Origin of the sequence: Extensimonas perlucida (assembly GCF_007655255.1) — a bacterium.
In the GTDB taxonomy this organism is placed as follows: domain Bacteria; phylum Pseudomonadota; class Gammaproteobacteria; order Burkholderiales; family Burkholderiaceae_C; genus Extensimonas; species Extensimonas perlucida.
In genome coordinates this window covers 163005-176899 of sequence record NZ_VMYE01000002.1, presented here as the reverse complement: position 1 = coordinate 176899, position 13895 = coordinate 163005, and the positions used below count along the sequence as shown (strand labels likewise).

General features: G+C 68.2%; 11 protein-coding genes. 8 read left to right on the top strand and 3 right to left on the bottom strand.

Annotation, left to right across the window (positions count from 1 at the left end):
* Window positions 1–139 precede the first annotated feature (139 nt).
* Entirely contained in the window at window positions 140–1087 is a 948-nt protein-coding gene (locus FK527_RS03370) for a LysR family transcriptional regulator (protein WP_144729693.1), read from the top strand.
* Window positions 1088–1130: 43 nt separating this feature from the next.
* Window positions 1131–1577 (top strand): DUF2214 family protein, encoded by a 447-nt coding sequence (locus FK527_RS03365; RefSeq protein ID WP_144729691.1) that lies wholly within the window; start codon window positions 1131–1133, stop codon window positions 1575–1577.
* Window positions 1578–1809: 232 nt separating this feature from the next.
* Here FK527_RS03365 and FK527_RS03360 read toward each other — a convergent pair whose 3' ends face one another.
* The gene (locus FK527_RS03360) at window positions 1810–2169 is read right to left on the bottom strand and encodes a PsiF family protein (protein ID WP_144729689.1); all 360 of its coding nucleotides are present in this window, start codon (window positions 2167–2169) and stop codon (window positions 1810–1812) included.
* A 223-nt stretch (window positions 2170–2392) separates the two neighbouring features.
* On the opposite strand from FK527_RS03360, the gene argS reads away from it, so the two are divergent.
* The 6 genes from argS to FK527_RS03330 all read left to right on the top strand — a co-directional run bounded on the left by argS (window position 2393) and on the right by FK527_RS03330 (window position 8663).
* Window positions 2393–4090 (top strand): arginine--tRNA ligase, encoded by a 1698-nt coding sequence (gene argS, locus FK527_RS03355; RefSeq protein WP_144729687.1) that lies wholly within the window; start codon window positions 2393–2395, stop codon window positions 4088–4090.
* Window positions 4091–4101: 11 nt separating this feature from the next.
* Complete coding sequence (locus FK527_RS03350) at window positions 4102–4740, top strand: SPOR domain-containing protein (RefSeq protein ID WP_144729685.1); 639 nt, start codon at window positions 4102–4104, stop codon at window positions 4738–4740.
* A gap of 81 nt (window positions 4741–4821) precedes the next feature.
* Window positions 4822–5472: a thiol:disulfide interchange protein DsbA/DsbL gene (locus FK527_RS03345; RefSeq protein ID WP_144729683.1), complete on the top strand. Its 651-nt coding sequence runs from the start codon at window positions 4822–4824 to the stop codon at window positions 5470–5472.
* A 62-nt stretch (window positions 5473–5534) separates the two neighbouring features.
* A complete protein-coding gene (gene lptA, locus FK527_RS03340) occupies window positions 5535–6188 on the top strand; it encodes a lipopolysaccharide transport periplasmic protein LptA (protein WP_144729681.1) in 654 nt (217 codons plus the stop codon).
* Window positions 6185–6979, top strand: coding sequence for an LPS export ABC transporter ATP-binding protein (gene lptB, locus FK527_RS03335; protein ID WP_144729679.1), 795 nt, complete (start codon window positions 6185–6187; stop codon window positions 6977–6979). Before lptA ends, lptB begins: the two co-directional genes overlap by 4 nt.
* 100 nt (window positions 6980–7079) lie before the next feature.
* Window positions 7080–8663, top strand: a complete 1584-nt coding sequence (locus FK527_RS03330) for an RNA polymerase factor sigma-54 (protein ID WP_144729677.1) — start codon at window positions 7080–7082, stop codon at window positions 8661–8663.
* Between the two features lie 54 nt (window positions 8664–8717).
* Here FK527_RS03330 and FK527_RS03325 read toward each other — a convergent pair whose 3' ends face one another.
* A complete protein-coding gene (locus tag FK527_RS03325) occupies window positions 8718–9533 on the bottom strand; it encodes a carbon-nitrogen hydrolase family protein (RefSeq protein ID WP_144729675.1) in 816 nt (271 codons plus the stop codon).
* Window positions 9530–13855 carry a YhdP family protein gene (locus tag FK527_RS03320; RefSeq protein WP_144729673.1) on the bottom strand — a complete coding sequence of 1442 codons (4326 nt, stop codon included), beginning with the start codon at window positions 13853–13855 and terminating at the stop codon, window positions 9530–9532. The genes FK527_RS03325 and FK527_RS03320 overlap by 4 nt, the downstream gene beginning before the upstream one ends.
* Window positions 13856–13895 lie beyond the last annotated feature (40 nt).

Sequence of the window (13895 nt, the reverse complement as noted above, 5' to 3'; positions counted from 1 at the left end):
TTCCTCTCAGCCAAAAGGGCAAAACGCGGGCACACGCAGCGCGGCGTGCGAAAGCGGGCCACTGTATTCGATTTGTCCACGCACATAAATCCCCTGAAAATATCGAAACCTGCAACTTTTTTGCAAAAGTGGAAAGTGAATGGACAAGCTCAAGGCATTTGCCTCCTTCGTCGCCGTGGCCACGCGCGGCAGCCTGAGCGCTGCGGCGCGCGCTGAAGGTGTGGCGCCTGCGCTGATCGGGCGGCGCATAGACGCGCTCGAAGCGCATCTGGGCGTCAAGCTGCTCGTGCGCACCACGCGACGCATCAGCCTCACGCACGAGGGCAGCGCCTTTCTCGAAGACTGCCAGCGCCTGCTTGCCGACGTGGCCCATGCCGAGGCCAGCGTGTCCGCAGGCGGCGTGCGCGCGGCGGGGCATTTGCGCATCACGGCGCCCGCAGGCTTCGGGCGCCGCCACGTGGCGCCGCTGCTGCCGCAGTTTCACGCGGCGCACCCCGAGGTGACGCTGTCGCTGTCGCTCAGCGACCGCGTGCTCGATCTGGCTGCCGAGGGCTTCGACTGCGCGGTACGCGTGGGCGACTTTCCCGACTCGTCGCTCGTGAGCATCCGCCTCGCGGACAACCGGCGCCTGTGCGTGGCCACGCCCGAGTACCTGCAGCGCCGCGGCACGCCGCAGCACCCGGGCGAGCTGGCGGCGCACGCTTGCCTTGCGCTCTCGAGCGAAGCGGCGCAGACGCGCGGCTGGGCGTTTCGCGTGCCGGCATCCGGTGGTGGCACCGGCGGTGGCAGTGGTGGCGGTGAAATCGTGCATTTCAAACCCGCCGGGCCGCTCGACTGTTCGGACGGGCAAGTGCTGCACGACTGGTGCCTCGCAGGCCACGGCATCGCCTGGCGCAGCACCTGGGAGGTGGCCGCCGATATTGCCGCGGGCCGGCTCGTCGAGGTGCTGGCAGCGTATGCCGCGCCGCCCAACGGTATTTACGCGGTGTTTTTGCAACGCAAGCACCTGCCACTGCGCCTGCGCCTGTGGATAGACTTCCTCAAGCACAATTACGCCCAGCCGGGGTTCTTTGGGCAGGCTGCCTGAAGGCTCCCTCCCTTGGGTTTTCTTCTCTGAAAGGGCGTCCGCCATGACCCTCGAAGCCCTGCTGGCCGCGCTGCACCTGGTGGCCGTGCTGACCTTGACGGTATTCCTCTCGAGCCAAGCCGCGCTGTGCCGCATCGAATGGCTCAATGCCGCGGTGGTGCAGCGCCTGGGCCGCTTGAATGTGATCTACCTCGTGTGCCTGGCTGCCGTGCTGGCCACGGGGCTCGCGCGGGTGTTCTGGGGCATCAAGGGCGCGGCGTGGTACGCGCCGCAGCCGCTTTTGCATCTCAAGGTGACGCTGTTCGTGCTCATGGCGGCCTTGCACGTGGCGCCCACGCTGGCCTTGCGCCGCTGGCAACGTACGCTGCATTCCACGGGCGCGCTGCCCGGCGCCGACGCAGTGCGCACGGTGCGCCGGCTCATCATGTTCGAGTCGCACCTGCTGCCAGTGATTGCCGTGCTCGCCGTGTTCTGGGCGCGCGGCTGGTAAAACTGCACCGCCGCCGAAAAAGCAAAAGCCGACGCTAGGAGCCTGTCGGACTTTGGGCGTCGAAAGCGAGAATGCGCCCCAGCGAGGCCAGTTTTTGCCGGATGCGCCGCCCCCATAGTGGTGCTATGGGGCAAGAAGACGGTAAAAAATGGGCCGCTGCGGCGCATTCGCAGCCGACGATTCCAAAGTCCGACAGGCTCCTAGGCCGGCCTTTGGGTTCAGCAGCGAAGGCTTATTTTTTGAGGCATTCGGCCATGAAGGCCTTGCGCTCGTCGCCTTTCTTGCCTTTGGCTTCGGCGCTGCAGACTTTCATCTTTTCCTGCTGGGTTTGGGGTGCGGCGGCTTGACTGGCTGCAGCGGCGGGTGCGCCAGCAGGCTTGTTGCTCAGGCATTCTTTCATGAAGGCTTTGCGCTCGTCGCCCTTCTTGCCCTTGGCCTGGGCGTTGCAAGCCTTCATTTTTTCCTGCTGCGCCGTGGGGGCAGCGGCGGGCTTGCTCGCTGCACCGGCCGCGGCGCTGGCACTATCGGCTGCGTGGGCAGCGCCCATCGCGAGGGCAAGGCCCAGCACGGACATGGAAAGAAGCTGTTTCATGCGGTTCTCCTGAAAGAGTAGATAAAGGAGTCAACAGGGCATGACACCCCGCTCGCATTGCACCATAGCTCCAGCGCGCCCACAACGGCCCGCAGCAGTTCACTGTGCCCGCGCGTGCCGCAAACGCCACAGCGGCGGCGTGGCCGGAATCCGGCGCGGCGCGGGCCACTTGCGACAGCAACCGCGCCAGCAATCTCGCCAGAGCGCCTCGTAGAATCGCGCGATGCTTTCCGTCAAACAAGAATTGCTCGCCGACCTGGCGGCTGCGCTCGAACAACTCTCCCCCGGTGCCGGCGCCAAGGCGGCCTTCGAATCGCCCAAGGCGGCCACACACGGCGACCTCGCCTGCACGGCCGCGCTGCAGCTAGCCAAGCCGCTGCAGCTCAATCCACGCCAAGTCGCAGAAAAACTGCGCACTGCGCTGCTCGCAGCGCCCACCTTCCAGCGCTGGGTGGCCAGCATAGAAATTGCCGGCCCGGGCTTCATCAACCTGCGCCTGCTGCCCGCCGCACACCAGCAGGTGGTGCGCGAAGTGCTGACGGCCGGCGCGCGCTACGGCTTTCAACCCGCGCACGGCGGCCGCGTGATCGTCGAATTCGTCTCGGCCAACCCCACGGGGCCGCTGCACGTGGGCCACGGGCGCCAGGCGGCCATAGGCGATGCGCTGTGCCACCTGTTCGCTTCGCAGGGCTGGAGCGTGCACCGCGAGTTTTATTACAACGACGCGGGCGTGCAAATTCAAACGCTCGCGCGCAGCGTGCAGTTGCGCGCCAAGGGCTTCAAGCCCGGCGACCCGTGCTGGCCCACCGACCCCGACAACCCCGAGAGCAAAAATTTTTACAACGGCGACTACATCCAGGACATCGCCGACGCCTTCCTCGCCCGGCAAACCGTGCAGGCCGACGACTGCGCCTTCACTGCGAGCGGCGACGTCGAGGACATCGAGTCGATCCGCCACTTCGCCGTGGCCTACCTGCGCCACGAGCAGGACAAAGACCTGCGCGCCTTCGACCTCAGGTTCGACCAGTATTACCTCGAGTCCAGCCTCTACACCAGCGGCCGCGTCGAGCAAACCGTGCAGCGCCTGATCGCCAAGGGCAAGACCTACGAGCAAGACGGCGCGCTGTGGCTCAAGACCACCGAATATGGCGACGACAAAGACCGCGTCATGCGCAAACAGGACGGCAGCTACACCTACTTCGTGCCCGACGTGGCCTACCACGTGACGAAGTGGGAGCGCGGCTTCACCAAGGCGGTGAACGTGCAGGGCACGGATCATCACGGCACCATTGCGCGCGTGCGCGCCGGCCTGCAGGCGCTCGACATCGGCATCCCGCCCGGCTACCCCGACTACGTGCTGCACACCATGGTGCGCGTGACCAAGGGCGGGCAGGAGGTCAAGATCAGCAAGCGCGCAGGCAGCTACGTCACGCTGCGTGACTTGATCGAGTGGACGAGCAAGGACGCGGTGCGCTTTTTCCTGCTCAGCCGCAAGCCCGACACCGAATACACCTTCGACGTCGATCTGGCCGTGGCGCAGAACAACGACAACCCGGTGTATTACGTGCAATACGCCCATGCGCGCATCTGCTCGGTGCTCGCTGCCTGGGGTGGCGACGTGGCTGCGCTCGCGCAGGTTGACCTTTCGCCCCTGCAAGGCCGTGAGGCGCAGGCGCTGATGCTGCAACTGGCCAAGTACCCTGACATGCTCAGCGCCGCCACGCACAGCGAGGCGCCACACGACGTGAGCTTTTACCTGCGCGACCTGGCGGCGAGCTACCACAGCTACTACGACGCCGAGCGCATCCTCGTCGATGATGAAGCCGTCAAGCGCGCCCGCCTGGCGCTCGTCGCCGCCACGGCGCAGGTATTGCACAATGGCCTCGCGGTGCTCGGCGTCGCGGCGCCGCAAAGAATGTAGGTGGGTAGAACATGCACAAGCAGCAACAGGGCGGCACCATCGTCGGCTTCATCATCGGCCTGGTCGTGGGCCTGGGCATTGCCCTGGTCGTGGCCGTCTATGTGACCAAGGTGCCCGTGCCCTTCATGAACAAGGGCGTCATCCGCTCGCCGGGCCAGGACGCGCAGGAAGACCAGAAGAACAAGAACTGGGACCCGAACGCGCCGCTCTACGGCAAAAACCCGGCACCGATCGCACAGCCCTCCGCGCAACCCGCCTCCACCCCAGCCGCCACGGCCGCGCCCGCGCCGGCCGATGCAGAGGCCGCCGTCTCCGGCGCCAAGCCCGCCGCCGGCAAAGCCGATGCCAAGGCCGGCTCCGCCGACCCCCTGGGTGAGCTTGCTGCGGCCCGCGCCGCGGCTGCAGACGGCAACGCCTTCGACTACTTTGTTCAAGCCGGTGCTTTCCGCTCCCAGGCCGAAGCCGACGCCCAGCGCGCCAAGCTGGCCATGCTGGGCTGGGAAGCGCGCGTGAGCGAGCGCGAGCAAAACGGCCGCACGGTGTTCCGCGTGCGCGTGGGGCCTTTTGCCAAACGTGACGATGCCGAGGACCTCAAGGGCAAACTGGCAGCGGCCGGCGTGGACGCAGCGCTGGTGCGCGTGCAGCACTGAACCTGCGTAACGCCAAAACCTCGTACCGATTCCGCACTCATAGCCTTTTGTCCCATAGACACCGACCGGAGAGATTCCACCATGCAACGCCGCGCGTTTTCGCTGTCCACCGCGTCCACCCTGGCATTCGCCTTCATGGGGCCGCTGGCCCCTTCGGCCCAGGCGCAAAACGCCTTCCGGGAAGGCAAGGATTACCTCAGGCTCGCCAAACCCGTGCCCACCGACGCGCCCGCGGGCAAAGTCGAAGTGCTCGAATTCTTCTGGTACAGCTGCCCGCACTGCCACGCCTTCGAGCCGAGCTTCGAAGCCTGGCTCAAGAGCGCACCCAAATACATTAGCGTGCGCCGCGTGCCCGTGGCCTTCAATGCGAGTTTCGTGCCGCAGCAAAAGCTCTACTACGCGCTCGAAGGCATGGGCAAGCTCGACGCCCTGCACGCCAAGGTCTTTCAGGCCGTCCATGCGGAGCGCAAGCCGCTCAACAAAGATGAGGCCATCTTCGCCTGGATCGCCCAGCAGGGCGTGGACGCGGCCAAGTTCAAGGAGATGTACCAGTCTTTCGGCGTCGCCAACCAGGTGCGCCGCGCCACGCAGCTGCAGGATGCCTACGGCGTCGAAGGCGTGCCCTCCATGGGCATCGCGGGGCGCTACTACACCGACGGCACCATGGCCGGCAGCATGCAGACCGTGCTCAAAATCGTCGAACACCTTGCCGCTCAGGTGCGCCAGGGCTGATGCCTGCCTGCCGACGGGCCGGGCTACAATGCAAGGCAGCAAATAGCAAGATCCATGCCCTTATGAAACACCGGCTTCCCTCCCTTCTTTTGTTGAGTGCTGCGGTAGCTTTTTCGGGCGTGGCCCTGGCCGAAAAAGCCGACCGCGGCAAGCCCATGAACATCGAGGCCGACGCGCTGCGCCATGACGAGCTCAAGCAAACCAGCGTGTTCACCGGGCATGTGGTCGTGACCAAGGGCACCATGGTGCTGCGCGGCGCACAGGTAGAGGTGCGCCAGGATGCCGACGGCTACCAGTCCGGCGTGGCCACGGCGGAGCCCGGAAAGCGCGCCTTTTTCCGCCAAAAGCGCGACACCCCGCCGGGCGCGCCCGATGAATTCATCGAGGGCGAAGGCGAAGTCATCGAATACGATGGCCGCAACGATACCGTGCGCTTCATCCGCCGCGCCGAGTTGCGCCGCTACCGCAACGCCACGCTGAGCGACGAGGTGTCGGGCGCGGTCATCGTCTACAACAACCTCACCGACCTGTTCACCGTCGATGGGCAGCCCAGCGCTGCCAACCGTCCCGCGGGCACTGCGCCGGCTGCGGGTGGGCGCGTGCGCGCCATGCTCTCGCCCAAGGAGCCCCCTGCGAAGCAAGCCCCAGCGGCTGCACCGGCAAAACCCGCCAGCGCGCCGGCCCTGCGCCCCAGCCAGAGCCTGGAAAACCCATGACCGCAGCCGTACGCGACGCCGGGCCGGCCGCGCCCCAGCAAGCCCCTGCCGGCGGCCACCTGGAAGTGCGGCACCTCGAAAAAACCTACGGCAGCCGCAAGGTCGTCAAGGACGTTTCCTTGCGCGTGGACAAGGGTGAAGTCGTCGGGCTGCTGGGCCCCAACGGTGCGGGCAAGACCACGTCGTTTTACATGATCGTGGGGCTGGTGCGCTGCGACGGCGGCGACATCCGCATTGACGACCACTCGATCGCGCACATGCCCATCCACCAGCGCTCGCGCCTGGGCCTGTCGTACCTGCCGCAAGAGGCTTCGATTTTCCGCAAGCTCAGCGTCGAAGAAAACGTGCGCGCCGTGCTCGAGCTGCAGCGCGGCCCCGACGGTCGCCCGCTCTCCGCTGCGACCATCCAGGAGCGCCTCGACCGGCTGCTGCAGGAGCTGCGCGTGGACCATCTGCGCGACGCGCCCGCGCCCTCGCTCTCGGGCGGCGAGCGCCGCCGCGTGGAAATCGCCCGTGCACTGGCCACGCAACCGCGCTTCATCCTGCTCGACGAGCCCTTTGCCGGCATAGACCCGATCGCGGTGATCGAAATCCAGCGCATCATCGGCTTTCTCAAAGCGCGCGGCATAGGCGTGCTCATCACCGACCACAACGTGCGCGAGACGCTGGGCATCTGCGACCACGCCTTCATCATCAGCGACGGACGGGTACTGGCCCAGGGCACGCCGTCCGAAATCGTCGACAACGCCGAAGTACGCCGCGTGTACCTCGGCGAGCATTTCCGCATGTGACCGCCATGCTTGCGCCGTTCACACCGCTCTTTGCATCGCTCTTCGCACCGCTCTTCGCACCGCCGGCCACGCCCCCGTGCAACGCGCCGGATACTGCGCCATGAAGCCCGGCCTTTCCCTGCGCCTTTCGCAGCACCTTGCCCTCACCCCCCAGCTGCAACAATCGATCCGCCTGCTGCAGCTGTCCACGCTGGAGCTCGCGCAGGAAGTCGAGCAGATGCTCGACGAAAACCCCTTCCTCGAACGCCTCGTGGAAGACGACGCGCCCGCCGCGGACGCCGGCGAGCAGCCGCCCGAGGCACCCGCGCCCGAGTTCGACGCGCCCTTTGAAGATGCTTCGTTTTCAGAAGCTAAAAGCGATGATTTCACGGCGTCTGATGGGCAAAATGATGCGGAAATATCGGGCGAAGCCGGAGCGCTCGATTGGCAGGGCGAAGATTCCGATGGCGCCGAATCTGCCTCCAGCGACGCGGACTGGGGCGGTGACGCACCCGCGCGCAAGCAAAACAACGATGGCGACGAAACCGACGCCATCGACCTGGCCCGCGCGCAGGAATCCCTGACCGACTTTTTGCACCGCCAGGCGCGCGCGCTGCGCCTGTCCGAGCTCGACCAGGCGGCGCTGTATTTCCTCATCGAGTCCCTCAACGACGACGGCTACCTGGAGGATTCGCTAGAAGAGCTCGCGGCCGCCCTGGCCGGCGCGGATGCCGTCGAAGACATCGAGGAGCTGGTGCAGCGCTTCAACCTGGCCTTGCGGCTGCTGCAAAGCCTGGAGCCCGTGGGCGTGGGCGCGCGCAACCTGGCCGAGGCGCTCACGCTGCAACTCAAGGCCTTGCAGCAGGAAGGCGCTGCGGATGCGGACACCGTGCACACCGCGCTGGGCATCTGCGCGCAGCCCCTGGAACTGCTGGCCAAGCGCGACGTGCGCCGCTTGGCGCAAGCCTGCGCCAGCAGCGAGGAATCCACCCGCGCCGCCATGGCCCTGATCGCGCGGCTCGAGCCGCGACCGGGCCGGCGCTTTGCCAACGTGGAGCGCAACCTGGTCATCCCGGACGTGATCGTGCGCAAAATTGCGGGCCGCGGCCACGACGGCGGCGCGCAGTTCAGCGTGCAGCTCAATCCCGACGTGATGCCGCGCCTGCGCGTGCACGAGCTCTACGCCGGCGCCCTGCGCACGCACAAGGGCGACGAAAACCACCAGGGCCTGCAGCAGCGCCTGCAGGAGGCGCGCTGGTTCATCAAAAACATCCAGCAGCGTTTCGACACCATCCTGCGCGTCTCACGTGCCATCGTGGAGCGGCAAAGAGCGTTTTTCGTGCACGGCGAAATCGCCATGCGCCCGCTCGTGCTGCGCGACATCGCCGACGAACTGGGCCTGCACGAGTCCACCATCAGCCGCGTGACCACGGCCAAATACATGGCCACCCCGCAGGGCACGTTCGAGCTCAAATACTTCTTCGGCTCCGGCCTGGGCACCGAAACCGGCGGCAACGCCTCGAGCACCGCGGTGCGGGCGCTGATCAAACAGTTCGTCGCCGCCGAAGACCCCGCCAAACCCCTGTCCGACAGCCAGATCGCCGACATGCTCAAGGAGCAAGGCATAGAGTGCGCGCGCCGCACCGTGGCCAAATACCGCGAGTCCCTCAAAATCGCCCCGACCAACCTGCGCAAGGCGCTGTGAGCCGGGTTTTGCCGCGCGGCGGGTCGCTGCGCGGCACCGCCCCCATGCTGAGACTCAAAGCACGCGGTGCTCCAGCGCCGGCAGCTGCGTGCGCACCTCCTGCAGGCGCTGCGCGCTGAGCTCGCCCAGCACCACGCCGGGCCCCTGCGCGAGCGATGCGAGCACGCTGCCCCATGGGTCTATGAGCATGCTGTGGCCCCAGGTGCGGCGACCGTTTTCGTGCTGTCCGCCCTGCGCGGGCGCGAGCACATAGGCCAGGTTCTCGATCGCGCGGGCGCGCAGCAAAATCTCCCAGTGCGCCTCGCCCGTGGTGTAGGTGAAGGCGCTGGGCACGAGCAGCAGATCGGCGCCGGCGCGCGCATGCGCGCGGTACAACTCAGGAAAGCGCAGGTCATAGCACACGCTCAGGCCCACGCGCCAGCGCGCGCCCGAGCGCGCCGTGAGCTCGAACTGCACCGGCTCGGTGCCGGCTTCTATGGTGCGGCTTTCGTCATAGTGCTCGCGGCCGTTGGCGAAGCGAAAGAGGTGGATCTTGTCGTAGCGCGCCACGCAATGCCCCGCCGGGTCATAGACCAGCGAACTGTTGCGCACGTGCTCGGCGTCGCTCGCAAAAAGCGGCAGCGTGCCGCCCACGATCCACAGCTGCAACTCGTGTGCGCAGCGCGCGAGAAAGTCCTGTATCGGGCCGGCGCCGGGTGTTTCGCGCAGCAGCAGCTTGTCGCTGTCGCGCCGGCCCATGGAACAAAAATATTCGGGCAGCACGGCGAGCTCGGCGCCTTGCGCGGCGGCCCGTTCGAGCAGACTGCGCGCGGTGGCCAGGTTGCCCTGGGTGTCCATGCCCGAAACCATCTGGATGGCGGCGATTTTCATGAGGGCTCTCCTTTCGCGGAATGTGGCTGGGAAGCTGGTGTCGGCGCCGCAGGCGCACCTGCAGCGGCAGGTTGCGCGGGCGCGTCCCCCGCCGGGACAGTGCGCGCGGGTTCTGGCAGGGGCTTGTCACGCACGGTGGTGGCAACACGCTCCACATGTGGATCGGCCCAGGGCCCATCGATGTGGAATTCGCGCGTGGTTCTTTCCGTCAAGGGGCCGCGCAGCACCATCTGCGCGAGGAAGCTGCCCAGGCCGACCACAGGGTTGATGGCCGTGGCCACGAGCGAGGCCGTCATGGCGTTGAGCTCGGGCACCACGACCACGTGCAAGTCCTGTGTTTCGTGGTTCATGTCGGCGCTGCCTTCCATGAGCACGGCGGCGTTCACGCCTTTCATCTGCAGGTTGTTGGTGCTGGCCACGCCGCGCTCTATGCGCACGTCGCCACGCACGAAGTCGAACGCAAAACCCTCGCTGAACACGTCGCGAAAGTCCAGCGTCAGGCGCCGCGGCAGGGCCTGCAGGCTCAGCACGCCGAGCAGCTTGGCCAGCCCCGGGTCGGCCTGCAGAAACTGGCCGGACTGCACATCCAGATGCAGCTGGCCGCTCATGCTGCGGTAGTCGGGGTTCATGGGCGCGCCCGTCCAGGCAACCTGGCCTTCCATCACCCCCTTGCCGCGCCGCACCACGTCCTCCATGCCAAAACGCGCGAGCAGCGCGCCGGCGTTGCGGATGTCGAGGCGAAAGTCAAGCGCCGTGCGCCGCTGCCGGCTAGCACTGGCAGCGGCGCTGGAACTGTCGGAACTGCCCGCGCTGGCGCCCCCCAACAGCGCCCAGTTACCGCTGGCCGTGAGGCTGGCCTCGGGGGCGGTGATGTTGAACTTGGCCAGGCGCCACTCGCGCGCGGCGCCATCGCCGCCACGGTTGTGGGCCTCGACCTCCACGCGGCCTAGCTTGCGCCCGCGCAGCTCGAAGTCTTCGACGACCACGTCGAGCGCGGGCAGGCTGCTGGGCTGCTCGGCGAACAGCTCTTCGATCTGCGCGGCCTGGCTAGGCGGCAGCCGCATGCGCGCAAGCCGGGCGTAGAGCTGACCGGTGCCGCCATCGCGTGCGCCCTCGCGTGCACTGGCAGGACGGTATTCGGCGTAGCCCTCGAGCTCGTCAGCGCTCGCGTTGGCGCGCCAGACGCCGCCTTCGCGCGTGCCGGCGAGCAACGCCTGGTGCAGCGTGCGCCCCTGCGCACTGAGTTCCCGCGTGCGCAGCGCAAACCGCGTGGGTAAATAGTCGGCCGGGGTGTCTGCGGCCGGCAAACCGGTGCCCGGACTGCCCGGGCTGGCTTGGCTGTCGGGGGGCGTGCCGGCAGCGCTCGCACCCAGCGGCTCCAGCACCGCGGCCCAGGCGTCGATATCCAGCCTGTCGGCTTGCACCAGGGCCTGCACTCCATCGGCCGGCAAGGGCAGGCTCTCGCCAGCCGCGAGCCCGAGCGCGATGGCGCCGCGCAGCACGCGCGTGCGCCCGGCGCGCAGTTCGCGCTGCCAGGTGGCCGTGCCCACGCTGCCCAGCTCTACCGTGAGCTGGTCGCGCAGCACCGGTGCCACCCCGCCAGCGGGCGTTGCCTCGGCTTCGCGCAGCAAGCGGTTTTCGTAGCGCAGCGGCAGGCTGGTCTGCGCGGCTTTGGCCAGCGGCGCGGGCAGCGCCAGGGCCAGGCCTTGCAAGTTGCTGCTCAGCAGCAGTTCGGGCACACCGCGGCGCACGTTCAGGTTCAGGCTATAGGCGGCGCTGCCGCTCGCGTGGCGCGCGAGCTGCGCCACCCAGCCGAGCTCGCGCGCCTGCTGCAGGCCCAGCGCCGTGGCCGTGCCCTGTGCGCGCAATTGGATGGGGGATTCGCCTGCAGCATTCGGCGCGGGGCGCATGCCGCCTTCGAGGCGCACATCGCCCCCCAGGGCGCGCGCCTGCACGCCCGCCAGGCTAAAGCCGGTTTCGCTGAACTGCACCTTGCCCTGGGTGCGCGCAAGCAGGGGCGTGTCGGGCGTGATGCGCAGCTCATTGCCCGCAAACGCCAGGCTGCCCTGCACCTTGGACTGTTCGATGCGGCTGATGGGCAATTGCAGATGCAGCTGCAGGCCGGCATTGCCCGTGCCGCTGGCCTGGTCGAGCGCGTTGCCCGTCAGGCGCGCCAGCGGCGAGCTGCGCACGAGCTGCAGCAGCTGCGGCAGCGGCCCCTGCGCGTCGGCACTTACGCTGACCACGGTGTGGTCCAGGTCGGGGATGCGCGCCTCGACCTTGGACAGGCGCAGGCCGGGCAGGCCCGCAAAGCTCGCGCTCGCGCTGCGCACGCTCATGCTGGCGCGGTCGAACACCAGCTCGCCGCTCAGATCGGTCAGCGCCGGCCAGGGCAAGCTGGCGGGCGGCGTGGCCGGCACGTAGGCGTAGGTGGCGTTCGTCACGTGCGCAGTGACGCGAAAGTCGCCCTGCCGCGGGTCGCTGAAGGGCAGCTGGCGCAGGTCGCCGCGCACGCGGAACTGCACCCGGCTGACCTGGCCCGCGCGCACGGCGTCGCGCACGTAGTGGCGCGTCTCTTCGGGCAGGCCCAGGGGCAGGTAGCGCCACACGCGCGCGCCGTCGGCGCGGGCCAGGCTGCCCGTGAGGTCGAGCACGCCCGGAAAACGCCCTTCCCCGGCCTGCGCCGCAAGCCCAGGCGCTGCTTCGCGCGTATGCCAGCTGGCCTGCGCCTCGCCCTGCAGGTCGGCATTGGCAAAGCGCAGCTTGCGCGCCTGTACGGCGATGCGCGGTGCCTGCGCCGCTGCGGGCTTTTGCCCTTTTGCCGGCACTGGCTGGACTTGCCATTGCACTTCGGCGTCCAGGTAGTCGAGCGGCACCTGCGGCTCTTCGAAGATGCCGGGCAATACCAGCGCCCCGCCGCGGATCGCCAGCGCGGCCTTGCCGCCGTCCTGGTTCAGGTCCAGCTCCACCGCTGCGCCGCGCACGCCGGGCACGCCAGCCTGCGCGCCCGGCGCGGCGCTGCCTGGGTCACCGCCGGCGGCGAACGCCAGCCCCTGCACCTTGCCGCGCAGCTGGTACTGCGTGGGCGCGGCCAGCGGCCCGCGCCAGCTCGCCTGCAGGCTTTCCACCAGGCCTTGCGGCTGGTAGCTTTGCAGCGCTGCGCGCGCGCCGGCGTCGAGCGGCAGGCGCGTGCCGATCTGCGCGAGCGCCGCGAGGTCCAGCCGCTCGGCCTGCAGCTGTGTGTGCTCGGGCACACGGTCCGTGGCCGCGGTACGCTGCAGGCGCAGGTTGCCGCCGGGCCAGGCGAGGCCGTCGCCCGTGCGAAAGCGCAGCCCTTCGGTGAACAGGGTGTAGCCACCCGCAAGGCGCTGCCCGCCTATGCGCCCGCCCAGCGAGACAAAGGCCAGCGGCTGCAGCTCGGGCGCGAGCGTGGTGTGCACCTCGGTCAAGGCCAGGTCGGCCACGCCGCCCACCAGGCTGGCACGATCGATGTCGGCCCATACCCTCATGCTTCCAGCCCCTTTAGCTACTTCTACAGGAGCATCGGAAAGCACCTGCGCGCGCAGCTGCGCCAGATCGACGTGCGCAAAATCGGCGAACAACTGCCCGCTCCAATGCCGCCACTGCCCGTCGCGCGGGTGCAGCAGCGGGGCGCGCATGCGCGCCATGAGCGTGAAGCGCGAGCCCCAGGCCGGCGGCGGCGTGGCGTCCACGCGCAGGTTGTGCTGCCAGCCGTGGTTGCGCAACAGCACGTCAACCTGGCGCAGCTCCAGCGGCGCGGGCGCCGCGTGCTGCTCGTCGAACCAGCGCACGGTGCCGCCGCGGATGAGCACCTCGGCCTGGGCGAAAAACCAGTCGGCAAAGGGGCTGTCGCCACCGCCTTGCGCCAGCGCGATGCCACCGATCAGGATGCGGCCGTCCGCCGTGCGGCGCAGGTCGAGCTGCGGGCGCTCGAGGTAGAGCTGCTCGAAGCCGCGCGTGAGCAAGGCGCGCGGCGACAATGCCAACACCACACGCGGCAGCTGCAGCGCAGGCCGGCCTTGCGCGTCGAGCAGCGCCACCTCGCTCAGCTCGAAGGAAGGAACCAGCCCCGTCGAGCGCCCCGTGATCGCACCAATGCGCACAGGCACCCCCACGATGCGCGTGGCCTGCGCCTCCAGGGACGCGCGAAAGTCCCCGATGCGCGGCACAATCCAGCCATGCAAACCCGCCCACACGATGGCCAGCAACAGCCAGAACGCCAGCAACAGGCCCAGCGTCCAGCGCGCGCTGGCGGCGACGATGCGAATAAGGCGCGTGGGGCGTGCGGCGGCGGCGGTCATTGGCGGGCGTAAAGTGGCCGAAATTATGACCCGCAGGACC